The organism is Thiomicrospira pelophila DSM 1534 (assembly GCF_000711195.1).
Classification (GTDB): domain Bacteria; phylum Pseudomonadota; class Gammaproteobacteria; order Thiomicrospirales; family Thiomicrospiraceae; genus Thiomicrospira; species Thiomicrospira pelophila.
The window spans coordinates 537672-561956 of sequence record NZ_JOMR01000001.1 but is presented as its reverse complement, the minus strand read 5'-3'; the positions used below and the strand labels follow the sequence as shown (position 1 = coordinate 561956).

Below are 24285 nucleotides of genomic sequence, written 5' to 3'. Positions count from 1 at the left end.
TTCTGCCATAATATTGACTTGCGCCGATTTGATTATCAGCTTGCGGGCGCGTTAAATAAGTACGGCTAAAGCGAGGAGTGTTCCCGCCTCTTTCCGTACCTCTCTTTTGTTTTTTTGAATGCGAGGTTGCACACATGACTACCACTGTCTTTACTTCTGAATCTGTTTCCGAAGGCCATCCAGATAAAATTGCCGACCAAATTTCTGACGCCATGTTGGATGCGATTATGCAACAAGACCCGCGTGCGCGTGTTGCTTGCGAAACCTTCGTTAAAACTGGCATGGTATTAATCGGTGGTGAGATCACCACCAGTGCTTGGGTTGACCAAGAAGAGCTCGTGCGCAAGGTCGTCAAAGACATTGGCTATGATAGCGCCGACCTAGGTTTTGATGGCGACACCTGTGCCGTGCTAACCGCCATCGGTAAACAATCTGCCGAAATTGCGATGGGGGTTGATGAGTTTGACGATCACGAACAAGGCGCGGGCGACCAAGGTTTAATGTTTGGTTACGCCAGCAATGAAACCGATGTCCTCATGCCGGCACCAATTTATTATGCGCACCGTTTGATGGAACGCCAAGCACAAGTACGCAAATCCGGTGAGTTGCCTTGGTTACGCCCAGATGCGAAAAGTCAGGTGACCTTACGTTATGAAAACGGCCAACCGGTAGCGATTGACGCGGTTGTTTTATCCACCCAGCATGCGCCGGACATTGAAAACACGGCTTTGCGTGAAGCGGTGATGGATTGCATTATCAAGCCTACCTTACCATCCGAATGGTTGCACAAAGACACCCAATTTCACATCAACCCAACTGGGCGTTTTGTGATTGGTGGACCCGTGGGGGATGCGGGTTTAACTGGACGTAAAATCATTGTCGATACATACGGAGGCATGGCGCGCCATGGCGGCGGTGCTTTCTCAGGTAAAGATCCATCCAAAGTTGACCGTTCAGCCGCTTATGCTGGTCGTTATGTCGCCAAAAACATTGTCGCCGCCGGCTTAGCGGACAAGTGTGAAATTCAAGTTTCTTATGCGATAGGTGTGGCGCAACCCACGTCAATTAGCATTGACACCTTTGGCACTGAAAAAATCAACATTGAGCGTATTGAACAATTGGTACGTGAGCATTTTGATTTGCGTCCCAAAGGCTTAATTGCGATGTTGGACTTATACCGCCCGATTTACCAAAAAACCGCCTCTTACGGTCATTTTGGTCGCGAATTGCCTGAATTTACTTGGGAAAAAACCGACAAAGCCGCGGCGTTACGCGCTGACGCGGGTTTGTAAATTTTTGAACCATAAACACACCAAGACACGAAGTAAAAACCAGGATGTCATCACCCACTTCGTGACTTCATATCTCTGTGGTGGAACGCACGCAATAAGGATTTTAGAATGAAATCACAACAAAAATACCCTCAGGGTTTAAGCCTAGAGTGCTTCCCGCCCCGCACGCCGGAAGGTTCATTAAAACTGAATCAGGTGATTGATGAGCTGGCACCGATTAACCCGGAATATATCTCGGTCACTTACGGCGCCGGCGGTACCACTCAAGACAAGACACTAGAAACGGTTAAACACATTCAAACCAATACCGCGTTTGATGCCGTTCCACACCTGACTTGTATTGGCGCCAGCCAAGATAGCATTCGTGCCCTTTTAAAAACCTATCAAGACCTAGGCATCAAACGTATTGTGGCATTACGTGGCGATATGCCATCCGGCATGATGGATCCAGGTGAGTTTAAATATGCGGCCGACTTAATCGCGTTCATTCGTCAAGAAACTGGCGATCAGTTTAAGCTCGAAGTGGCCGCCTATCCGGAAACCCATCCACAAGCACGTAACTGTGACCAAGGCATTAAACACTTTAAACACAAAGTCGAGCAAGGCGCTGATGCGGCTATTACCCAGTACTTCTTTAACGCCGACAGTTACTTCTACTTTATAGATAGTTGCGAAAAGGCCGGCATTGATCTACCCATCGTACCGGGCATCATGCCGATCACCAACTACGAACAGTTAATTCGTTTCTCCGCCATGTGTGGGGCTGAAGTGCCACGTTGGTTAAAATGTCGCCTGGAAAGCTTTGACGAGGATACCGAAAGCTTGCGTGCTTTTGGCCAAGAATATGTCACGCGCATGTGTCAAAGGTTGTTAGATCAAGGTGCACCAGGTCTACATTTTTACAGCATGAACCGAACTCAGCCCACCTTTGATATTGTGCGCGACTTAAACTGGCGCCAAGATCATTTACAGCTTTAAGCTCGACCAGCATGCGTATTCCAAGGCTTTATTTACCGGGTGACTATCAATCCGGTCAGATATTGGATTTAACCAAAGAGCAGGTTCACTACGCCTTAACTGTGTTGCGTTTAAAAGCTGAGCATCCACTTGAAGTATTTGATGGCGAAGGGCATCAGGCACAAGCTCAATTGCATGTTCTCAACAAACGCGAAGCTCAAGTGACCCTGGGAGACATTCAACAGCCTAAAACCGAATCGCCACTCAACACCTTATTAGTACAAGGTATTTCGCGCGGCGAACGCATGGACTATAGCCTACAGAAATCCGTCGAACTCGGCGTAAGCGCGATTCAGCCGGTTTTTAGCGAGCGATGCGAAGTTCGATTAGATCCCCAAAAAGCCGAAAAACGCCGCCAACAATGGCAAGCCTTAGTGGTAAGCGCGTGTGAACAGTCCGGGCGCTGTGTAGTGCCGATCGTGCATCCGTTTATTACACTAAATGACTGGTTTGCCGATCACCCCCAACAACCAGGCCTGGTGCTGGATCCTTATGCGCAACAAACCTTGATGACATTCACACCTGAACAACCCCAAACCAGCGCACTGGCTTTATTAATTGGCCCCGAAGGCGGTTTAAGCGAAGCCGAAGTCGAACAGGCCAAAACTCAAGGCTTAACCCCTGTGCGCTTAGGTCCACGCGTATTGCGCACCGAAACTGCGGCACCAGTAGTATTAAGCCTGCTTCAAGCACAGTGGGGCGATCTAAACACGCCTTGAATATTCTCAATAAAACCGACAAGTTTAGTCGGATATTTATTATCCGGCTAGCGCTTTGCTATAATGCTATTTTCTAATAAAACAATTGAAACCGAGTTCTAGACTATGCCGCATTCTTATAAAGTTCCAAATCTTAAAACCGCATTAAAAGGTCCCTTGCTTGAACTCGAGGCTCACTTTCTTGATCACAGCTCCGCCATCGAAAGCTGGTTTCGCCAACAATTTCGTGAAACCCCCGCGCCCTTTTACGCCTCGGTTGACTTACGTAACGCCGGTTACAAACTCGCGCCCGTCGACACCAACCTGTTTCCAGCTGGTTTTAACAACCTGCACCCAGACTTGCGCCCCTTAGCCGTGCAAGCCACTCAAAATGCGATTACCCAGGCCTGCCCGATTACCGATGGCGTGTTGATTATTCCGGAAAATCACACGCGCAATATGTTCTATTTGGAAAACGTGTGCACACTCAAAGAAATCATTGAAAGTGCGGGGTATGAGGTTCATATTGGCTCGATTAATCCAGATGTGACAGAGACCACTCCAATTGAATTGCCATCGGGTAAAACCTTGGTACTTAAACCGCTTACTCGTCAAGGTGAGCGTGTTGGGGTGGAATCGTTTTTTCCATGTGCCGTATTATTAAATAATGACTTATCTTCTGGCCGCCCCGCGATCTTAGAAAATATTGATCAAACCTTACTCCCCCCATTAGATTTGGGTTGGGCGACGCGTTACAAAACACAACATTTCAACCACTATGCCGATGTCGCCAAAAGCTTTGCGGAACTGGTAGATATTGATCCTTGGTTAATTACCCCCGAATCCATTCAATGTGGCCCAATTAACTTTAAAGATGGCAGCGGCCTCGAGCAAATGGCTAAAACCGTTAATAAGGTACTAGAGAATACCGCCAATTATTACCACGAACACGATATTGATTGTAAACCTTTTGTAATCATCAAATCCGACAGTGGTACTTATGGCATGGCGATTATGTCGGTTAAAAATGCAGAAGATGTATTAAACCTCAACCGCAAACAACGTAACAAAATGACCTCGGCCAAAGAAGGCTTAGCCGTAGATAAAATGCTAGTACAAGAAGGCGTGTATACATTTGAAAAACTAGAAGAAGCCGTGGCCGAACCGGTGGTTTACATGATTCACAATCACGTGATTGGTGGTTTCTATCGCATTCATACCGGCAAAACCGCCACCGACAACTTAAACTCCCCCGGCATGCATTTCGAGCCTATGGCGTTCCAGCAATCCGGTGTACTGCCCGATCAAAGTCAAACCCCAGATGCCGAACCGAACCGTTTCTATGCGTACGGTGTGGTAGCTCGCTTAGCCTTATTAGCGGCCGCGCGCGAAATTCAATCCGCACGAAACGCAAAGGCATAACACCCTATAAAGGTGGGTGCATCCCACCTTGTTTATCTATTGTCCAACCTTCTCAAGTCGTTTTTGCTTGGTTAACTCCGCCAATACCGCCGCATTCCAAATCACAATAAACCAAATCAAATAAAGCCATAGTAGAAACAAAGGCACGGCTGCCATCGCACCATACACCAAATCATAAGTCGGAAAGGCACTCACATACCAACTAAAGCCCAGCTTTAATATTTCCATTTGAATGGCGGCCATCAAACCCACCCACCAGGCCTGACTTAAGCTTACCTTAGCCACCGGCACGAACCGATACAACATCATAAAACCCACCGCACTAAACAACAAAGGCAACAAATTCAAAAACTGGTTCAAGTTCAAAATCGGTTGCGACACAAAGCCTAGCCAAGGACTGGCTAATAAATACGCGCTAATTAACAAACTCAAGCCTAATAAAATCGGGCCGAATAAACTGATACCCAGATAATGCAATAAACTCACCCACCAGCGACGTTGATATCGATTGCTCCACATGGTGTTTATTTTTTGATCTATCGTCCACAGCAAAATTAACGCTGTCACAAACATCACCACCAGGCCTGGTGCTGTTAAACGCGCAGCTTGTTCAGCAAAACCAAATAGCGACTGCTGAATAACTGGTTGCGAATCCGGCATTAAATAAGTCACAACCTGTTGCATCACCAGTTGCTGGAAAGGTTCAAACCAGCTTGAAGTCGAAAACAAACTTAACATAACCGCCAGCATCGGCACCAAGCCAATTAAACTGGTATAAGCTAAAATCGCGACCGCTTCGGTTCCTTGCTTTCGCCAAAATCGTGCGAAAACATTCCGCCAAAACGCGATAGATAATCCCATCATTCTGCCAACCTCTTCGTTTCTAACCCTATCACTAATATTTATTTGTGAGTCATCCTAAAAGACACCATAATAAGCGCTAGCTTACTATCTGCTATCAATTAACTGGATCATTGTGAATAAACCCGCTAAAAACACTACTTTTTATGTCGCGCTTGGCTATGTATTAATTTGCACACTCGCTTTAGCCACCAGCTTGTTAGCCTTTAGTTTTGAACACCGCATTCAGCAATCGATTGCCAAACTAGACCAACAATTTCAACAAAAAGAACTGGTCGAAAAACTCTACCAAAATGCGCGCGACCGCAGCATTCTGCTACTCCAAATGGTGACCGCTAAAGACCCGTTTGAGCTCGACTATTACCAAATGCAGCTTTATGACCGAGCTGGCAAAATCATGCTTGCTCTACAAAAATATCAAACTCTGGAAACCAATGACGAAGAAAAACGGTTGCTCAATCAGCTATTAGCTGAAACCACCTTAAACCGTGACTTACAAAACCGCGTTATGTCGCTAATTCTAAACCAACAACAGGATGCGGCATTGGATTTATTGGTTTTAGAAACCCTACCGATTCAAGAAAAAGCCATTCAACTCTTCCAAACGCTTTACGGCATTAAAGACGTTCAACTTAAAGAGTCGCGTCAAATGGTAGATCATGATGTCGCTGTGATTAAAAATCTGTGGATTTTTATGCTGATCAGCTTCTTTATATTAATTACCCTAATTAGCGTCTACACATTAAAAAAACTCCGTCAGGCACAACGTATTCAACAAGACTTCCAGGCTGAGTTGGAACAAAAGGTGACCGAACGTACCAAAGAAATCGTGCTCGATAGTGCCATTTTACAAAACATTCATGAATCAATTGCGATCACCACCGAACAGGGCAAACTGGTCAAAACAAATATTAAATATAATGCGTTGGTTAAACCCTTTCAGTTAGATCGACAAACCGACATTTGGACCCTGCTGCCACAACTTTTTGTCGATATCGATATCGATCGCTTATTTTCGGATGTTATCCAGGAGGGGTACGCTCGACAAGAAGGCTGTCTAAACTCAGACCTGAATCGACATTATTTAATTGATGTGCATCAAATTGAAGACATTCGTCTCGACAATACCTACCTATCCTTCTTATTAACCGATGTAACGCATCTCAAGCAGACACAAAAAGAACTCGAAAGCCTAGCCAACTATGACCTAGTCACTCAGCTACCCAACCGTAACCTATTCCAAAAAACCGTTACTAACTGGATCAATCAAGACAAAAACCAAGCTTTTGCTTTATTCTTTCTAGACCTAGACAACTTTAAATGGGTAAACGACACCCAAGGACATGAGGCTGGTGATCAAGTGCTTACGCAAGTCGCCCAAATCATCCAGTCCCATTTACCAGAAGACAATAATCATTTAGTTGCGCGCCTAGGCGGTGATGAGTTTGCCATCATTTGTCGAAGCTGTGATGAACTGATGCTCGGTAAACTTGCCAATCAGTTAATTGATTCGATCAAACAGCTTTATCAAACCAATAACCAATCTCAAACACTAGGCTGTAGCATTGGAATCGCCACCTATCCTAAAGATGGCAACAGCCTAGAAGACCTGATGCGCCATGCTGATTTTTCCATGTACAAAGCTAAAGAGCAGGGTAAAAATGGCTACTGTTTGTTCTCCGATAAGATGAATGAACATATCCACTATCTTTACCAAACTGAAATCAATCTGCATCAAGCACTAGTCAATCGTGAGTTTTTTGTTGTTTACCAACCACAATACCAACTCAACACATTGGAAGTGACCGGCGCTGAAGCGCTTATACGCTGGAAAAAAGACGATCAAATGGTGCCTCCCGGGGAGTTTATCCCCCTCGCCGAAAAGTTTGGTCTAATCAATGCCATCGGTGGTTTTGTACTTGAAACGGCCCTCGCACAACTCAGTATATGGCAAAAATCAAACAATCCACTCAAACGAGTAGCAATCAACGTATCAAGTGCTCAACTAAACGAAAAAGGCTTTACACAGCAAGTTAAGAAGCATCTCGAGATAAATGACCTTAAGCCCAATCAGCTTGATTTGGAAATTACAGAAAGTTTGTTACTGGATCATTTAAGTGAGGACAATCAAGCCTTAAGTATTTTGCAAAAGAAAGGCCTAGAGATTTCTATAGATGATTTTGGCACGGGCTACAGTTCATTGGCCTATATCAAACATTTGAATGTAGACCGGATTAAAATTGACCAAAGCTTTGTGCGCGATCTAACTTACAATTCAGAATCCTATTCGATCGTCAACGCGATTATCACCATGGGGCACAGCTTAGGCTTAAAAGTACTAGCCGAAGGAATTGAAACACCACAACAGTTAACTCTATTGCGCGAGCTTGGTTGTGACGAGGGTCAAGGTTACTTATTATCGCGCCCGCAACCAGCTGATGAAGTCAGCTTCACATCGCTTAATTTAGAAAAGCTTCAGGAATAGTTCGATGGGAATAGAGTCGGATACGCAAAAAGAAATTAAACGTTTACTAGAATGCATCGCGCAAGCTGAGAGCAAACGTAATTTGAAATTACCCAGTATTAGCCCTGAGGCCGCCAAGCTCCTTGCGCAACAAATTAAAGCGATGCTAGATAAAACACTACACTAATAAATACACTAATTTTTAGACAACCTACTCTTAACGATTATGGTCTCACTAAAGCGGCTTCTACTTTCGTCCGAGATTCAATGCCTTTTAAACGCTCGATCAAATGCAAAGCAAAGTCCATTGCAGTACCAGGACCTCTAGACGTGACAATAGAGCCTGAATCCACCACTATTTCATTCACATAAATCATATTCTGGGCAGGATGCTTATCCAGCACACCCGGATAACTGGTGGCTTTTAATCCGTCCAATAATCCGGCGGCTTTTAACGCTTTGGGAGCCGCGCAAATTGCAGCACTTATACCACCAGATTTTACGGTGGCACGCAACAATTCAAGCAAACGCTCATCGGCAGCCAAGTTATCTGATCCGGGTTGTCCGCCGGGCAAGACCACCATATCGAAAGCTTGGTTGAGTACCTCAGACAAACTCGTTTTTGCCTGTAACACGACACCGCGCGAGCAGTGAATCATATGTTGATCATCTAAACTCGCCGTCACAACTTCAATTTCAGCTCGCACTAATATGTCAATAATGGTCACCGCTTCTAGCTCTTCACAACCTTGAGCTAACGGCACCAATACCCTAATCATTACTTGCTCGCTGATTTGCTGATAAACATCATGCTTTTCAACAAATTCAACGCCTCATGCAGTTCGTAATCGTCCGACAATAAACTGACACTTTCATCTTCTACCAGCAGTACTTCTTCACCGTCTGATTTACTGCCATTACTCAAGTGTCCTGCTAAACTGGCTTCATTTACGCGACCAATCTTACCCGCCTCTATACGTTCGACCTTAACCATATCAATTTCAATATCCGGTTTAATACCGTCCGCCTGAATAGAGCGACCTGATGGCGTGTAATAAAGCGCGGTGGTTAACTTGATCGCAGCACCATTATTAAGCGGCAACAAAGTTTGAACCGAGCCTTTACCAAAAGTCTTACGCCCTACGATCAAAGCACGACCATGATCTTGCATCGCTCCAGCGACAATCTCTGAGGCGGAAGCGGAACCTTCGTTGACTAAAACAACGATAGGCATACCACGCAATAAGTCACCTTTTTTGGCTTCAAAACGCATCTTAGAGTTCTGAATGCGCCCTTCTGTATAAACAATCAAACCTTCATCCAAAAACACATCCGATACATCAACTGATGCATTTAACACCCCACCCGGGTTGTTACGCAAATCAAGTACCAGACCGGCTAAATTCGCTTGGTTTTCTTTTTCCAGCTCTTGAATTGCAGAAGCCAGATCGCGACCCGTTCTTACTTGGAACTGACTAATACGAACATAGCCAATGTCTTTAGCTAACAAACGTTGGCGCACACTTTTTACTTTAACCACCGCGCGCGTGAGTTCTTTCTCAAATGGCTCACGTTCACCTTCACGCATAATCGTTAACACAATCTTACTACCAGGTTCACCACGCATTAACTCAACCGCATCGGTTAAGCTCATGCCTTTAACTGGTTTGTCATCAAGTTTAATAATTAAGTCGCCCGCTTTGATACCTGCACGTTGAGCTGGAGTATCATCAATCGGTGCAATCACCTTTACAAAGCCATCTTCTAAGCCGACCTCCATACCCAAGCCACCGAATTCGCCACGGGTTTGTTCTTCGACTTTTTCAAAATGTTCAGCGGGTAAATAAGCCGAATGAGGATCTAGCTCGGACAGCATGCCACTGATCGCGTTTTCGAGCAGCTTTTCATCTTCAATCTCTTCGACATAGCTGGATGAAATGCGATCAAATACCTCAACGAATGCACGTAACTCTTCAATCGGCAGGGAAACCACTTGAGATTCGGCTTGCTTTTCAGCCATGACATTGCTACCGAATACTAGCATCGCCCCAAGTAGCGTGCCTGTAAACACCCAAAGGGTTTTTTTCATATAGGTTATTTTATTCACCAAACACTCCAGATTCTCTGTGGCTTTATAAATGAGCACCTCGATTAGCCCACATGACTAATCGCAATTTTATTACATTATAAATTAAGTTTAGGTGACATGAGACCTCGTTTTCAATTAGAATTTAATTAACAACTTAATCCAACGAAATAAGGCCTATTGCAGAATGAGCGATTTAAACCTCTTTGAAATGAAAGAAGACAACATCTTAAAAGCATCAAAAGCTCTGAAGGCAATGGGGCATCCTCTGCGCTTAAAAATACTCTGTGTCATTGGCGACGGTGAAATGCCTGTGATGGATATTGTGGCGAAGGTGGGCACAACTCAAAGCAACGTGTCCCAACATATTGATATTTTGCGTGAGAAAGGAATTGTGAGCTCACGCAGAGAAGGCAGTAAAATTTTGTGCAAAGTTGCTGACAAAGAAATCATTAACTTATTAGGTGCAATGCAAGATACCTTTTGCCCTGCTCTTTAAGAAGATTTCATTATCTGCAACGCTACTAATCGGCACGATAAAATTGTGCCGTTAGGCACTAATAGCAAACATATCAGATAACTGAGGCTGCATACTCATTCTAATCTCAAATTCATTCCGATCTGCGTTCATTGCCACAGTTTGAGTCTGACTTAACGTTTCAGTTTCATCCGTATTAGGTATTTCTCGGTTCTGTATACTAGCCGGTGCTCGTGAATCGTCGAGTGAGGATGAATTTAATTCATTTTCGTTGTCGACTTCGTTACTTTCGGTTTGCGCACTTTCAGTTTGTTGTACCTGTATTTCAAGTTGAGCCTGCATCATCATTTGTGAGGCTTGAGCGGCAACCTTCATGTCTTGACCCGATGGTTCCGCCGGTGCTAAAGCGGCACGTTGAACGACTCGTGCTTTTTGTAATGTCGCTTCTGGATCACCGGCCACGGGTGAAGTATCAATACCCACTGAACCACCTACCGCATAGCGCTGTCCATCGGGGCCGGTTTGATAACTGTATTTAATGCCACTGGTGGCATATTGACCAGCGGCAGATAAATGGGCCTGCTCATGCGTACGCACTTCTTGATCACGCGCGCGTAACTGAGACAATACTTGTTGAACGGCTTGCTCTTGCTGACGTTGCTCTAATGAAACATCGGCATAAGAGTCGGCTTGACTTGACGCACGATTTGATTCAACCGAATTTTGTGGGCGCGAATTAGTTGGTTCTGAACCACCAGGCCTGGTGGTTTGAGTTGTAGGGCTTGATTCACTACTGGTTGCGTTCGTTGGAATCACAATGCGTTGAGACGGTTGCGAAGGCAACACACCTTGAGTGGCTCCCGCCCAACTTGGACTTGAATATAATGATTGGCCGACGCTATCCATGAGTTAAACCCACCAATGAAAACTTTATTTAAATATCAGTTTAGCACAGGGTTATTTTTTGAGAAAGATTAAGCCGTCTGCAAACGCTCAAACTTATGGCAGATTTGATTACGCCCCTGCTCTTTTGCTTCATAGAGTTTTTGGTCAGCCTGAGCCACCAATTTCTCAAAACTATCTGCGTTAAAAACGACGCCAATGCTACAACTAAAGCTGACGCCAACTTGCTTGGTTGATTCCACTTCTATTGCTTTTCTAAAGCTTTCAGCCTTGACCAAAACTTCATAACTATTGTCAGTCTCTCCCAAAACTAAGAATTCTTCGCCTCCAAATCTGGCGACCACCTTGTCAGAAAAATGCTGTTTAAGTTGATCCGCGACAAACACGATCGCTTCATCCCCTTTTGGATGACCATAATGATCATTGATACGCTTGCAGAAATCAATATCCACCAACAAAGCAAAGACCTCCGAACCCGAAATGCGCCATTGAGGATATTGGTTTTCACCTACATCTAAACAATAACGTCGATTATATAAACCGCTTAGGGCATCTGTTTGCGAAATATGTTTTATGTCTTGGTAGGCTTGCTGCTGTTCAATATTTTGGCTTATCCGCGTGTAAAACTCTTCGATACTGAAAGGCTGAACAATATAGTCGGTTGCACCATATTTCATATATTTTAGTGCGCTATTAATGTCGGATTCGGTTTCAATGCAGGCCAGAATCGGTAATTCATAAAAGGCAAATATTGCCCGTGTTTCTGATAAAACTTGGAGCCAAACATTCTGTTGTTTGGCTTGCCCCATAAGTAATAAATTTGGCTTCGACAAAGCTAATTCAGCTTCCAACTCTTTGTGCTGATCAAAAACCCTTACTTTAAAACGTTGGATACTTAATAAGCCACCGAGTTTTCGTGCCATTCGATCCGAGATGTTGGCTAACCATATTTCACGCTGATCATTTGTCAAAAGCAAATTAAGTATACGCAAGACATACTCAATTGCACCGGCTCCTTCTTTGAGAACATAATCCGCTACGCGTTCCTGAAAAACACGTTTGCGAAGTGCTTCATCATAACTTGCCGTCAATACTACGGTTGTGATGCCATATTGTTTTAATAACCCGATCGACTCACCATTAGGCACATCCGGTAAATTAAGATCACTTAATGCAACCATTATTTGACCTTCATAGTCATCCAGAAACTGCTGGGTTTGAGCTAGGTCATGAGCCAATAACACCTCGACTGAAAAGCGCACTTCAATGCGGGATTTCAGCAACATCGCCATGGCTTTTTGGTCTTCAATAACTAAGACTTTTTGCGCATAGCTTCTCGTGTTCAGCTTAATAAGCGATCACCTATTAAATTTTAAATTGATGAACTAATTTCTCTAATCGATCAGCTAAGGCCTGCATTTGATGACCGGCCTTTTCGGTATTTAGAGCCTCGCGTGCCGTAGATTCACTAACCGCATGAATTTGGCTAATATGTTGATTAACTTCATGCGCTAAGCTCGACTGAGATTCAGCGGCATTAAACATCTGTTCACTCATTTTACTGATATCGTCCATCAACACCACGACCGGTGCCAACTCTTGCTGGGCACGCTGTATGGCTTCACAGCTTGTTTTTGAACTTTCCTCTCCGGCGGATACTACTTTCACGGTTTGCTTGGTTGCGCCTCGAATTTTCTCGATAATGCGCTCTATTTCTAAGGTCGATTCTTGCGTACGCTGCGCCAAACCACGCACCTCATCCGCCACCACAGCAAACCCTCTCCCATGTTCACCCGCACGCGCCGCTTCAATTGCGGCATTTAAGGCCAATAGGTTGGTCTGTTCTGCAATGTCACGAATCACGCTCACGACTTGGCCAATCGACTTGGAATCCTGATTAAGCTGATTAACCGCGGTAGTCATTTCATGCATCCCATCCGATAAGGACTGGATGGCTACATTTGCGCCAGAAACCACTTGACTGCCTTGCTTAACACGCGAAGTCGCTTGTTCTGTAGCTCGCGACGCATTGCGTGAGTGATCTTCAACGGTTTTTGCTTTGGTTGTCATTTCGCCTACCGAGGCGGTCAATTCTGCCGTCGCTTTGAGTTGTTGATCTGAACCTTTTTTAGTGGACTGGGTAACATCAAGCAATTCAGTGGATGAGCGCTCTAATTCTTCAACTGTAAAGGTGAGTTCTTGTAGCATCTGCTGAATACGTTCTACAAAGACGTTGAAATAACTCGATAGCTGAGCTAATTCATCTCGACCACGCACTGGCAAGCGACTGGTTAAATCACCTTCGCCCTGTGCCATATCTTTCATCGCTAAAGTTGCATTATTAACCGGCCCGACAACCGCATTTGTCACTCGTTTAGAAATAATCATCCCCATTACTTGACCAAAAATGGATAAAGCGAGCAATAAAAAGATGTTATTCAGACTGCTACTGACAACCTGGTCACTCATATCAACCATTTCTTTTACAGCGGTATCCGAAACCAACGCTAAATCACGTTCTAATGACTCAAATAATGGTTTAATCTCATTGTCCATCATCCAAGTATCCATTCGCCATTTCTCGCCTTCATGAATCGTTTTTAAGGTCATATAGTTTTGACGATAAGTGGCGAACGCATCCATAATGGTAGGCAAGGCATCTTCTTCTTCGATGGTCAGTTCAATCGCCGTTTGTTGAGCAATACGATCTATTAACTGTTCAGACACATTCAAATACATCTCTGTATTATCCGCCATATCGGAAGAACGAAACGCAACATACCCCCGCACACTGCTCAACACGTTTAACCAGTTATTTTGCAAGGCTAACAAATCTTCCAACAAAACGCGACGCTCAGCGTCCAGTTCATTTAACTCAGATGCCACCATGGTAGAAATGGAAAACTGAATGGTATTGGCTAAACCGGCTAAATTTTCACTTACGTACTTAAACGCTGGATACTGCTCATTACGGTTTTTTTGCAGATGCTTGATCGCTTCAATGTACGCTGGCAATTTCGCCATATTTAAACGCACTTGCTTAAGATACTCACGACTGTCCTGATAACCTTTTTCAGCTAAACGTTCCTCCAGTTCGGCTAAGATCTCACTCGATTCTGCATAGCTTTGCTGATAACCGCTCAATGTATCCTCATTACCAGTCAACATATAAACACTCAAAGCGTTCATGCTTTTTTCGAGATTTATAATCAACTGATTTGAGGCTAAGGCTATCGGCTGTTTATTTTCCACTACATCTTTAACGTTAATACGCACAACTGACAGATTGAAGGCCGCCTGAATCGTAATAATCGCCAAAACCAACCAAATCACGCCAAACCCAAAACGCATTTTTTGTTTTATTGTTAGCTTCTGTAAAAACTTGCCCATGAACGTTATCCCAAAATTTGAGTAATATGTGTTGATTCTTATAGCAAAAACAGTACCAAGCCCAGAGATATAGGCATATGTGTTTTGGCATAAAATTTAAAACCTGCTAAAATGCGGGCTCGCAAACCGCTTATAGTTTAACAGGATAAAACGGCTGCCTCCTAAGCGGCAACTCCAGGTTCGAGTCCTGGTGAGCGGACCAACATCTTTCCCCGTCTAAGTTTTTTTCTGTATGTCCATTACTCGCTCAACCAACGCATTTGCTGCACCCAAACAGGCTTGTTGACGTAAATTTTGAGAGGCCTGAACACTTACACCTTCTTCTAACCAAGATTGAATTTGTTCCGCTAAACGGCTCGGCGTTAAATCTGCTTGCTGGATTACACTGCCCGCCTGAAGATCTTGCATAACTTGCGCATTCGCCGTCTGATGGTCATCAACCGCGTAGGGAAAAGGCACCAATATTGCGGGGCGAGCACTTGCCATTAACTCCGCTATCGTTAACGCCCCTGAACGTGCCACCACCAAGCTAGCCTGTCGGTAAGCCAAAGCCATATCTTCAATAAACGCTTCAACTTGCGCCTCAACTCCGACTTGCTGGTAGGCTTGACGCGTTGATTCGACACTATTTTTGCCGGTTTGATGAAGCACCGATGGCCGCTGAGCTTCAGGGATTAAAGCCAATGCAGCAGGCAAAGCTTGATTTAAAGCTTGGGCGCCACGACTACCGCCAATAACGAGTATTTTAGAGGGTTGATTCGCCTCAAGTGGTGGCACAGTTTCAATACTCGCTCTAACCGGATTACCAATCACCTCTAATTTATTTGAGGACAAGTTTTGCGGCTCAAACCCACAAAATACCCGCTTTGCAAAAGGCAATAGAAGCCTATTGGTTAAGCCGGCAATCGCATTTTGCTCGTGTAGATATAAATCAATTCCTAGTGAACGCGCGGCAAGGCCACCTGGCCCGCAGACAAAACCGCCCATGCCGATCACCAGGTCTGGTGCTTGTTGCTTTAGTATTCTGCGTGCTTGAATAAACGCGCGCCAAATATTTATCGGCGCCATCAACCAACCTTTTAATCCATTACCACGCAAGCCTTTAATACTAATGGCTGAAAAAGGTAAGCCGGCTTGCTCGACCCAGTTCGCCTCTAATCCGCCTTGCGTGCCCAACCAATGTGTAGTAATGCCTTTTTGCGCAAACGCCTCCGCTAATGCGATCCCTGGAAACACATGCCCACCGGTGCCACCCGCCATAATAACAATGTGGCTTAATTGCTTATTCTGCGGCATGCGTAACTCCTAATCTTTCAGTTTTGCGTTGTTCATAATCGACTCTAAACACTAATGCCATGGCAATGCATAGCATCATAACGCTACTGCCACCATAACTCATAAACGGCAAAGTAAGTCCCTTGGTTGGTAGTAAGCCCAAATTTACGCCTAAGTTAATCATCACCTGCAAGGCCACCCAAGTGGCAACACCATATACCAGTAAGGCCGAGAACTGTTGATCAGGTGTCCAAGAACGGCGCGCGACTCGAAACATACGGTATATAAAAAAACCATACAAGATCAATAAACCTAGCACACCGATAAAGCCAAATTCTTCAGCAAATATTGAGAACAAAAAGTCGGTATGCGCATCCGGCAAATACAATAGTTTTTGTACACTCGCTCCCAACCCAGCCCCAAACCAACCACCCGAACCGGATGCAATTAAAGCTTGGGTTAACTGATAACCCGCACCATAAGGGTCTTGCCAAGGGTCTAAAAAGCTGACCACTCTCGCCATACGATAAGGTGAATAGAGTACCAACAAACTCAACAAAATCACAACCGGCATTATAGTTAAAACAAAGTAACGCCATGGCGCACCGGAAATTAATAACATCGCGGTTACAACCGCCGCAATTAATAAAGTAGAACCGTAATCAGGCTGAAATAATAATAGAAGTGCCATCAGACCAAATGGCAAAGACAAACGCATAATGACGTTAAAGTCTTCCTTTACTGCATTTAAATGACGTTGAAGATAACCGGCAACAAATACAATCGCGGCCAATTTAACAAACTCCGCTGGCTGAAAGTTCATCACCAACAAAGGTAACCAACGTTTAGAACCACTGATTTCTCGACCAAAAACCAGCACCAAAACTAATAGCAACAACCCAAACAAAAATAACTTGCCGCGGTGTGTTTGCCAAAACTGAATGGGGATTTTAAACACGAACAAAGCGCCCAATAAACCGATGCCGAGCGCAATAGATTGACGAACAAAATAATGGGTAGACTGATCAAAGCGCTGTTCGCTAATGGCTAACGAACTGGATAAAACCATCGTTAGACCCAAAAAAATTAACATTAACAATGAACCTAATAGCCAGTAATCAACCGTCCACAGCTGTTGCTTGAAAGAATCGAGCCAGGCTTTCATAAACCCAAGGCCTTTTTAACCTCTAAAGAGAATTGTTCACCGCGGTCTTGATAGTTTTTGAACTGGTCAAAACTGGCGCAAGCCGGTGATAACAGCACAATATCCCCCGGCTTAGCCAGCTTTTGGGCTTGTCTAACGGCTTGTTGTAAGTTTTCTACCAGATAACAATCCGTACTGTCGGATAGCGTTTGATGCATGATATTGGCATCGCGTCCAAACAATACCAAAGCGCGAGCATAGGTTTGTATAGCGGGTTTTAAATCCGAAAAATCCGCTCCCTTTCCAACACCACCAGCTAATAAAATAATGCGGCCTTCCGGCAACACCTGTTGCCCTAAGCTTTGTAGCGCACTTAGGCTTGCCCCCACATTCGTGCCTTTAGAGTCATCTATCCACTCCACACCAGCGTGTTCAACTACGAGCTGGGTTCGATGCGCCAAGCCTCTGAAGTTGGCTAACACTTGTTGAAATACACCGACTGGTAGATCAAAGGGTTCACACAAAGCCATAGCAGCTAAAGCATTTAATTGATGATGTGGTGCATTTAAGGCGATCTCGTTCAAATTCAACCAGGCCTGGTTGCCGCGGCCTAACCAGGCCTGCTGATCATGCGTCAATACACCATACTCGTTATCAGCTTGTGGCATTTCCAGACCAAAATAGACTTTTTTTAACTGCTTTGTCAGCCAAAGCTGCGACTCATAACCCTTAGGCACAACTGCTAACTCAGTATCTGAATAAACAATGGTTTTAGCCTGAATATAGTCATCCAAACCCGCATAGCGATCCATATGATCTTCGCTAATGTTTAGGACGGTAGAGGCTGTACTATGAAGTGAGTAGGTGGTTTCAAGCTGGAAGCTGGACAACTCCAGTACATATACATCGCATTCACAGTCGTCTAGTAATACGTCCAAGGCTGGACGACCGATATTACCGCCCACGCCGACTCGATAGCCGGCGGCACTTAAAAAATCACCGACCAATGTCGTAACTGTGCTTTTGCCATTTGAACCGGTAATCGCGACCACTGGTTGACTCACCGCGCGCGCAAATAATTCAATGTCACCGACCACTTCTACGCCGCGCTCTTGTAACGCTAACACCCAGGCGTCACGTTTGCATATGCCCGGACTTAAAACCACACGGGTGATCCATTTATGCCAGGCTTTGGGAAGCTCACCCGTAGCAAATAAAACCTTTGGATAATCTTCTTGGAGTTGGCTAATATCAAAATCAGGCCGTGTATCAAATGCCAACATCGGCTCACCCGATGCTTGTAAATACCGCATTACAGATTGTCCTGTTTGCCCTAGCCCAGCTACTAAATCCACACTTGTTACCTAAGTTTTAAACTGGCTAAACCAATTAATACCAGTACGATAGTGATAATCCAGAAACGCACAATAATTTGCGATTCTGGCCAATTCTTTTGTTCAAAGTGATGATGTAGCGGTGCCATTAAGAACACACGCTTGCCACGCATTTTATAAGATCCAACTTGCAGAATGACCGACAGAGTTTCGATCACGAAAATACCGCCCATAATAAACAACACAATTTCTTGTCTGACCGCAACAGCGGTTGCGCCCAGTGCGGCGCCAATCGCTAATGAACCTACATCGCCCATAAAAACTTGAGCCGGATGCGCATTGAACCATAAAAAGCCCAATCCAGCGCCAACTAAAGCGGCCATCAAAATCGTCAGCTCGCCGACACCCGGAATATATGGGATGTCTAGATAGGTGGCAAACACTACGTGCCCCGATAAATATGCAAATACTGCCAAGGCAGCGGCCACCATCACCGTTGGCATAATCGCCAAGCCATCCAAACCATCGGTTAAATTTACTGCATTTGAGCTACCCACTATCACCAAATAAGCCAGCACCACAACCCAAGCACCCAGGTAAATATAGGTATCTTTCATATAAGGAATTAATAACTGGGTTTCGGCAGGTACAGTGCCGATAGCATAAAAACTATAGGCGGCACCAAAACCTATAATGCTTTGCCACAGAAACTTGGTACGCGAACGCATGCCATTTGGATCCCGAAACACAACCTTTTTATAATCATCTATAAACCCGATCACACCAAAACCCAGCATGGTTAAGGTGACGATTAATAAATAATGATTGGTTAGGTCACCCCACAAAACAATCGCCAAACTCACCGAAAACAAAATAAGCGTGCCGCCCATAGTTGGTGTGCCGGCTTTAATTAAATGGGTTTGCGGGCCATCTTCACGAATACTTTGCCCCACTTTTAAGCGCGTTAACCAACGAATCATCGCCGGCCCAATTAAAAACGAAATAATCAGTGCGGTCAGGACACTCATAATCGCTCGCACCGTAATGTAGTTAAACACGGTTAAGCCTGTAAAATACTGGCTCAGATATTGACTAAGATAGACGAGCATATTGATTCCTCTCTAATAGGTTCTCGACCACACGCTCCATTTGCGCGCTTCGCGACCCTTTAACTAAAATATCGATGGGCTGATGGGTATCAATCAACAGCTGGACTTGGTCACTAATTTCAGAGTGCGACAAGGGTTGGAGTTGATCGGCATTAAACGCGGCCAAAGTCGCACGAGTATCTTTACCGTAAGCGAACACATAATCGACCCCTTTTTGGCGTGCATAAATACCAATTTGCGCATGCGCCAATTTGGCATCAACGCCCAGCTCAGCCATCGCCCCCAAACAAAGCACCGTTTTTCCGGGTAACGCCGCCAAGGTATCAATCGCAGCTTTAACCGAGCTGGGGTTCGCATTGTAACTATCATCAATTAACAAGCCTTGCTCCGATTGATAGGTTTGCAATCGACCCGCTACGCCCTGAAAGCTTTCTAGGCCCGGCTGTATTTGCGACCAACTTAAACCTACCGCCAAGCAAGCTGCACAAGCGGCGGCGGCATTCATCGCATTGTGCAAACCCATAATCGGCATACAAACAGAGTGCGACTCACCATTAACCACCAATTCAAACGAAATGCCTTTTTGAGTCGATTGACCCCCTACCACTCGAATATCGGCTTGATCTGAGCGCCCAAAGGTGATGATTTTTTTTGTCGCCAATTTTCCACACCACTGCTCAAAGCCGGGCGAATCCGTATTAATCACGCCCACACCTTGATCACTTAAACCATTAAAAATTTCACCCTTGGTATCAATAACGCCTTGTAAGCTACCAAACCCTTCAAGGTGAGCTTCAGCGGCTAGGGTAATTAGGGCCACATCTGGTTGTGCTAAATGCGTTAAATAATCAATTTCGCCGACATGGTTTGCGCCCATTTCAATCACGGCATAACGGTGTTGCGCGGTGATTTGCAACAGCGTTCTAGGGACCCCAAAATCATTATTTAAATTACCCGGTGTCGCCCAAGTCGGGGCTTGAGTTTGTAATATATGTGCCAATAAACTTTTGACAGTCGTTTTGCCATTACTGCCGGTTACCGCAATCAAACTATTTAAGTTTTGTGCTTGACGATGGCCTCGCGCAATCAAGCCTAATGCAATACGTGTGTCAGCCACCAATAAACTGGGAACCGTGTAATTACCAGGTTCAGAGACTAATAAAGCCACCGCACCCTGCGCAATCGCTTGCTCTATAAATGCATGCCCATCGAATCGTTCGCCTTTAATCGCAATATAACAATCACCAGGCCTAGTGCTTCTTGAATCAGTCGAAATTCCCTGACAAACACGTTGATCTGCGTCGCCGGTTACATCTATCAATTGTGCCTGCGCCCATTCGGCTAAATTAGTTAAGGACCAGGCCTGGTGGGTTGTGTTTTCAGTTGTTATGGACGCCACTGTTCGATTACCTTTTGATCACTAAAAGGGTATTTAACCCCATTAATTTCTTGCGTTTGTTCATGCCCTTTACCGGCGACTAAAATCAAATCACCCGCTTGCGCCTGGCTTAATGCCCATTCAATGGCCGCTTGTCTGGATTCGATTTGTTTGGCTGGCCGACTTAATCCCTGCTGAATATCCTGCAAAATACTTTGTGGGTTTTCACTACGCGGGTTGTCGCTCGTCAGTATTACTTGATCAGCAAGGCGCTCTGCAATTTCACCCATTAATGGGCGTTTGCCTTTATCTCGATCACCACCACAACCAAATACCACCCATAAATGCCCCCTATTTAGGTGGGACCGAATCCCTAGCAAGACTTGCTCCAACGCATCGGGGGTATGGGCATAATCCACGATTGCAGTAATCGGTTTTTGTTCTAGCTTTATAGGTTGCATTCTACCCGTAACGGGTTTCAAGTTGACTAAACCCATTAGAATATTTTTCAGCTCAAAGTCCAGCGCAATTAAACAACTGAGGGCACATAACAAGTTTTCGGCATTAAAAGCCCCCATCAAACCCGTCTTGCACTGGTAGGTTTGATTTTGATAATCCAAATAACCTTGCAAACCTTGTGGCGTCAACTCAAGTGACTGACAGACTAGATTTGCCGCTGGGTCTTGTAGACTGTAACAAAAACTATTAGATTCCTCAGCTAAGTTGCGACCAATTGAATCATCTAAATTCAGTACGCGTTTTTGAGTCACATAATCTCGGAACAAGCGTTTTTTGGTATTTTGGTAATCGGCAACATCCAAGTGGAAGTCCAAGTGATCTCGACTTACTTGGGTTAAGGCGACACAGGCAAACTCTACGCCAGCTATGCGCCCTAACGCTAAACCGTGTGATGAGACCTCCATCACAGCATAATCGAACCCTTCGTCGACAAATTTTGCTAACCAGCCTTGCACCACCAAAATATCCGGTGTGGTATTGGCGGTTGCGGTCAACAGTCCAAACTCACCATTACCCAGTGTGCCGATGATGCCAACGCGTTTTGACTGACTCACTAATAACTGGGCAATGTAGTGCGTCGTTGAGGTTTTGCCATTGGTGCCTGTTACACCAATTACTTGAACCTGTCGGCTCGGATAGTCATAAAACCAGTTCGCCAATTCGGCTAAACGACTGGGCAAATCTTGAATCACCAAAACCGGCAATTCACAATCCGCAATCTCTCTATCGCTCAAAACACAAGTAGCTCCTTGGGCTTTGGCCTGATTCCAATAATATCCGCCATGCTTTTGGAGGCCGGTCAACGCAACAAACCCCCAACCTTGCTGTAAAAGGTGCGAGTGATTTGATAAGCCTTGCAATTCAATAGCCACCAGGCCTGGTGGTAATTCAAGTTCAAAAAATTGAGCAACTTGGGCTAAGGTTTTCACTTACAAAGCTCCATCTGGATCAACATTTCGCAAGCGTAAAGCATGTCGCATCACTTCTTGAAATACCGGTGCCGCTACACTACCACCGCCATAGACACCGCGACTAGGTTTATCCACCATCACCGCCACTACCATATCGGGTCTTGAAGCGGGCACCAGCCCTACAAACATGGCTGAATATTCGTTTTGTTGATATTGGCCTGCCCGTGTTTTATGAACCGTACCGGTTTTACCCGCCACTCGATAACCCTCAATACGTGCCTCGGTACCGGTTCCACCCTGGTGTGTAACGCTTTCTAGCATCGTCAAGACTTGCTGCGCGGCTTCGGGACTCACTACTTGTTTTGAGTCTGGCACTTGATCTAATTTTAATAAAGACAAAGGTAACAACCGACCTTCGTTTGCAAATATCGTATAAGCGTGTGCGAGCTGCATTAAATTGATATTAAAGCCATAACCAAACGAACTGGACACTTGATCTACCTGCATCCATTCGGAATGATGACGTAAATATCCCATCGATTCCCCGGGTAAAAACAGTCCTAAGTCCTGCGCAAATCCTAGCTGTCTAAAGAGTTCCCACTGTTGCTCTGGCTTCATACGTCGAGCAATATTCGCAATACCGACGTTACTCGATTTTTGGATTATCTCACTCGGTTTTAATCGTCCGTAGTTAACGGCATCACTAATCATGTGACCCTGAACGTTCATATACCCCGGTGCGGTATTGATAATTTCACCTGGCTTAACTAAACCTAACTCCAGCGCTTGCGCCATTACAAACGGCTTAATAGTTGAACCGGGCTCAATCAAACTGGCTATGGCACGATTACGAATCGCTTCGCCTTTAATTTGCGCACGATTATTAGGGTTAAAACCCGGCTCATTAACCAAGGCTAGCACCTCGCCTGTTTTGGCATCCAAAACAACCATAGAAGCGGCTACCGCCTGATGCTTAACACGCGCCTCTTTTAAAGCACGCTGGGCAAAGTATTGAATATCCTTATCCACACTCAACACTAAATCTTTACCTGGCTCAGCCTCCTCGATGTTTTTTACAAACTCGACAACTCGCCCTTCCAAGTCTTTAATAATCTGTTGGCGTCCAGGCTTGCCTGTTAGCCAGCCATCGTAGATGTATTCAATCCCATCTTGGCCTTTATCGTCGATATCGGTATAACCAACCAAATGAGCCGTGGTATCAGCACTAGGATAATAACGTTTGTATTCAGGTTTGGCATAAACCCCGGGCAAACCTAGGCTTTCAATTTGATTGGCTATCTCAGGTAGGATAGAGCGCTTAATAAACAGAAAACGTCTTGTATCGTTTGATTTAATACGCTGCAACAAATCCAACTCAGACTGCCCCAACTCTTGAGCCAGTTTTTTTATCGCATCTGGGTGCTGGCTAAAGACTTTAGGATCGACCCAAATCGAAGCTAGCGGCGTACTGAGCGCTAAAACGGCACCATGACGATCTAAAATATGACCCCGTGGAGCGGGAACATCTAGAGTACGTACTTGTCGCTTATTACCTTCGGTTTCTAAAAAATCCGACCAAACAACCTGCACATAAAAAGCACGGCCAGCCAAAACCACAAACCCTAGAATCAGCAAGCCAAAAACAATCTGTGATCTTTGTATTTGCCAAGTCCACATTTATTCTGACTCCGAAGAAGGCAATACAATCACTTGCACAGGATGAGCTAACGTCATACCCAGTTCTTCCCTGGCATTGCGCTCAACACGAGATGATGAGCCTAGATGATACTTCTCCAACGTCAGCCGCCCCCACTCTTCATCCAAAGAGGCCTTAAGTTGCATCTGCTCATAATAACTCGTCTCTAGATGACGAATTTGGTGCTGAACCAATACGATCAAAACCAAACTAATCGCTAACAAACACAATAATAGAAACGCAAAAAGCCCAACCAAATTAGACTTAACAATTTGGAAGGGCTTAAAGGAACGAGGCATACTCAGCCG

At 44.9% G+C, this 24285-nt stretch carries 21 protein-coding genes and 1 tRNA gene; 8 read left to right on the top strand and 14 right to left on the bottom strand.

Annotated features, from left to right (window positions below):
• Positions 1-134: 134 nt before the first annotated feature.
• The 4 genes from metK (at position 135) to gshA (ending at position 4429) form a co-directional block, all read left to right on the top strand.
• A complete protein-coding gene (gene metK / locus N746_RS0102685; RefSeq protein WP_029933820.1) occupies positions 135-1292 on the top strand; it encodes a methionine adenosyltransferase in 1158 nt (385 codons plus the stop codon).
• A 108-nt stretch (positions 1293-1400) separates the two neighbouring features.
• On the top strand, positions 1401-2270 hold the full coding sequence (metF, locus tag N746_RS0102680) for a methylenetetrahydrofolate reductase [NAD(P)H] (protein WP_029933819.1): 870 nt from the start codon (positions 1401-1403) through the stop codon (positions 2268-2270).
• 11 nt (positions 2271-2281) lie between these two features.
• Complete coding sequence (locus N746_RS0102675) at positions 2282-3028, top strand: 16S rRNA (uracil(1498)-N(3))-methyltransferase (protein WP_029933818.1); 747 nt, start codon at positions 2282-2284, stop codon at positions 3026-3028.
• A 105-nt stretch (positions 3029-3133) separates the two neighbouring features.
• On the top strand, positions 3134-4429 hold the full coding sequence (gshA, locus tag N746_RS0102670; protein ID WP_029933817.1) for a glutamate--cysteine ligase: 1296 nt from the start codon (positions 3134-3136) through the stop codon (positions 4427-4429).
• 36 nt (positions 4430-4465) lie between these two features.
• Here the strand turns inward: gshA and N746_RS0102665 are convergent, their stop codons facing one another.
• The gene (locus N746_RS0102665) at positions 4466-5293 is read right to left on the bottom strand and encodes a YihY family inner membrane protein (RefSeq protein WP_051678474.1); all 828 of its coding nucleotides are present in this window, start codon (positions 5291-5293) and stop codon (positions 4466-4468) included.
• Positions 5294-5405: 112 nt separating this feature from the next.
• On the opposite strand from N746_RS0102665, the gene N746_RS10580 reads away from it, so the two are divergent.
• Together N746_RS10580 and N746_RS10820 are read left to right on the top strand one after the other, a co-directional pair.
• Positions 5406-7775, top strand: coding sequence for an EAL domain-containing protein (locus N746_RS10580; protein ID WP_051678473.1), 2370 nt, complete (start codon positions 5406-5408; stop codon positions 7773-7775).
• A 4-nt stretch (positions 7776-7779) separates the two neighbouring features.
• Positions 7780-7941 (top strand): hypothetical protein, encoded by a 162-nt coding sequence (locus N746_RS10820; protein ID WP_156018260.1) that lies wholly within the window; start codon positions 7780-7782, stop codon positions 7939-7941.
• A 37-nt stretch (positions 7942-7978) separates the two neighbouring features.
• Here the strand turns inward: N746_RS10820 and N746_RS0102650 are convergent, their stop codons facing one another.
• Positions 7979-8533, bottom strand: a complete 555-nt coding sequence (locus N746_RS0102650) for a DJ-1 family glyoxalase III (RefSeq protein WP_029933814.1) — start codon at positions 8531-8533, stop codon at positions 7979-7981.
• Positions 8533-9852, bottom strand: coding sequence for a S41 family peptidase (locus tag N746_RS0102645; RefSeq protein WP_245603369.1), 1320 nt, complete (start codon positions 9850-9852; stop codon positions 8533-8535). The genes N746_RS0102650 and N746_RS0102645 overlap by 1 nt, the downstream gene beginning before the upstream one ends.
• Before the next feature lie 175 nt (positions 9853-10027).
• On the opposite strand from N746_RS0102645, the gene N746_RS0102640 reads away from it, so the two are divergent.
• Complete coding sequence (locus N746_RS0102640) at positions 10028-10339, top strand: ArsR/SmtB family transcription factor (RefSeq protein ID WP_029933812.1); 312 nt, start codon at positions 10028-10030, stop codon at positions 10337-10339.
• Between the two features lie 51 nt (positions 10340-10390).
• Here the strand turns inward: N746_RS0102640 and N746_RS10575 are convergent, their stop codons facing one another.
• From N746_RS10575 to N746_RS0102625, 3 genes are all read right to left on the bottom strand, one after another.
• A complete protein-coding gene (locus N746_RS10575) occupies positions 10391-11224 on the bottom strand; it encodes a putative metalloprotease CJM1_0395 family protein (protein WP_051678472.1) in 834 nt (277 codons plus the stop codon).
• Positions 11225-11292: 68 nt separating this feature from the next.
• Complete coding sequence (locus N746_RS0102630; RefSeq protein ID WP_051678471.1) at positions 11293-12513, bottom strand: diguanylate cyclase; 1221 nt, start codon at positions 12511-12513, stop codon at positions 11293-11295.
• Between the two features lie 73 nt (positions 12514-12586).
• On the bottom strand, positions 12587-14611 hold the full coding sequence (locus N746_RS0102625; protein WP_029933809.1) for a methyl-accepting chemotaxis protein: 2025 nt from the start codon (positions 14609-14611) through the stop codon (positions 12587-12589).
• Positions 14612-14737: 126 nt separating this feature from the next.
• On the opposite strand from N746_RS0102625, the gene N746_RS0102620 reads away from it, so the two are divergent.
• Positions 14738-14813: transfer RNA gene (locus N746_RS0102620), tRNA-Arg, on the top strand.
• Between the two features lie 14 nt (positions 14814-14827).
• Here the strand turns inward: N746_RS0102620 and murG are convergent.
• The 8 genes from murG to ftsL are packed head-to-tail and all read right to left on the bottom strand — an operon-like array spanning position 14828 to position 24276.
• Positions 14828-15907 (bottom strand): undecaprenyldiphospho-muramoylpentapeptide beta-N-acetylglucosaminyltransferase, encoded by a 1080-nt coding sequence (gene murG, locus N746_RS0102615; RefSeq protein WP_029933808.1) that lies wholly within the window; start codon positions 15905-15907, stop codon positions 14828-14830.
• The gene (gene ftsW, locus N746_RS0102610; RefSeq protein WP_029933807.1) at positions 15894-17051 is read right to left on the bottom strand and encodes a putative lipid II flippase FtsW; all 1158 of its coding nucleotides are present in this window, start codon (positions 17049-17051) and stop codon (positions 15894-15896) included. Before ftsW ends, murG begins: the two co-directional genes overlap by 14 nt.
• On the bottom strand, positions 17048-18385 hold the full coding sequence (gene murD / locus N746_RS0102605; RefSeq protein ID WP_029933806.1) for a UDP-N-acetylmuramoyl-L-alanine--D-glutamate ligase: 1338 nt from the start codon (positions 18383-18385) through the stop codon (positions 17048-17050). The genes ftsW and murD overlap by 4 nt, the downstream gene beginning before the upstream one ends.
• Positions 18386-18390: 5 nt before the next feature.
• Positions 18391-19473, bottom strand: a complete 1083-nt coding sequence (mraY, locus tag N746_RS0102600; protein WP_029933805.1) for a phospho-N-acetylmuramoyl-pentapeptide-transferase — start codon at positions 19471-19473, stop codon at positions 18391-18393.
• Positions 19457-20872, bottom strand: a complete 1416-nt coding sequence (locus N746_RS0102595; RefSeq protein ID WP_156018258.1) for a UDP-N-acetylmuramoyl-tripeptide--D-alanyl-D-alanine ligase — start codon at positions 20870-20872, stop codon at positions 19457-19459. Before N746_RS0102595 ends, mraY begins: the two co-directional genes overlap by 17 nt.
• A complete protein-coding gene (locus N746_RS0102590) occupies positions 20860-22299 on the bottom strand; it encodes a UDP-N-acetylmuramoyl-L-alanyl-D-glutamate--2,6-diaminopimelate ligase (RefSeq protein ID WP_029933803.1) in 1440 nt (479 codons plus the stop codon). Before N746_RS0102590 ends, N746_RS0102595 begins: the two co-directional genes overlap by 13 nt.
• On the bottom strand, positions 22300-23958 hold the full coding sequence (locus tag N746_RS0102585) for a peptidoglycan D,D-transpeptidase FtsI family protein (RefSeq protein WP_029933802.1): 1659 nt from the start codon (positions 23956-23958) through the stop codon (positions 22300-22302).
• Entirely contained in the window at positions 23959-24276 is a 318-nt protein-coding gene (gene ftsL, locus N746_RS0102580; RefSeq protein ID WP_051678470.1) for a cell division protein FtsL, read from the bottom strand.
• Positions 24277-24285 lie beyond the last annotated feature (9 nt).

What these genes read in the sequence shown, in the direction of transcription:
- N746_RS0102585 (WP_029933802.1), bottom strand. Translation starts at nt 23,958, where the DNA reads ATGTGGACTTGGCAAATACAAAGATCACAGATTGTTTTTGGCTTGCTG.
- murG (WP_029933808.1), bottom strand. Translation starts at nt 15,907, where the DNA reads ATGCCGCAGAATAAGCAATTAAGCCACATTGTTATTATGGCGGGTGGC.
- N746_RS0102625 (WP_029933809.1), bottom strand. Translation starts at nt 14,611, where the DNA reads ATGGGCAAGTTTTTACAGAAGCTAACAATAAAACAAAAAATGCGTTTT.
- N746_RS10575 (WP_051678472.1), bottom strand. Translation starts at nt 11,224, where the DNA reads ATGGATAGCGTCGGCCAATCATTATATTCAAGTCCAAGTTGGGCGGGA.
- metF (WP_029933819.1), top strand. Translation starts at nt 1,401, where the DNA reads ATGAAATCACAACAAAAATACCCTCAGGGTTTAAGCCTAGAGTGCTTC.
- N746_RS0102650 (WP_029933814.1), bottom strand. Translation starts at nt 8,533, where the DNA reads ATGATTAGGGTATTGGTGCCGTTAGCTCAAGGTTGTGAAGAGCTAGAA.
- N746_RS0102665 (WP_051678474.1), bottom strand. Translation starts at nt 5,293, where the DNA reads ATGATGGGATTATCTATCGCGTTTTGGCGGAATGTTTTCGCACGATTT.
- N746_RS0102640 (WP_029933812.1), top strand. Translation starts at nt 10,028, where the DNA reads ATGAGCGATTTAAACCTCTTTGAAATGAAAGAAGACAACATCTTAAAA.
- ftsL (WP_051678470.1), bottom strand. Translation starts at nt 24,276, where the DNA reads ATGCCTCGTTCCTTTAAGCCCTTCCAAATTGTTAAGTCTAATTTGGTT.
- ftsW (WP_029933807.1), bottom strand. Translation starts at nt 17,051, where the DNA reads ATGAAAGCCTGGCTCGATTCTTTCAAGCAACAGCTGTGGACGGTTGAT.
- N746_RS10820 (WP_156018260.1), top strand. Translation starts at nt 7,780, where the DNA reads ATGGGAATAGAGTCGGATACGCAAAAAGAAATTAAACGTTTACTAGAA.
- metK (WP_029933820.1), top strand. Translation starts at nt 135, where the DNA reads ATGACTACCACTGTCTTTACTTCTGAATCTGTTTCCGAAGGCCATCCA.
- N746_RS0102675 (WP_029933818.1), top strand. Translation starts at nt 2,282, where the DNA reads ATGCGTATTCCAAGGCTTTATTTACCGGGTGACTATCAATCCGGTCAG.
- N746_RS0102630 (WP_051678471.1), bottom strand. Translation starts at nt 12,513, where the DNA reads ATGGCGATGTTGCTGAAATCCCGCATTGAAGTGCGCTTTTCAGTCGAG.
- mraY (WP_029933805.1), bottom strand. Translation starts at nt 19,473, where the DNA reads ATGCTCGTCTATCTTAGTCAATATCTGAGCCAGTATTTTACAGGCTTA.
- gshA (WP_029933817.1), top strand. Translation starts at nt 3,134, where the DNA reads ATGCCGCATTCTTATAAAGTTCCAAATCTTAAAACCGCATTAAAAGGT.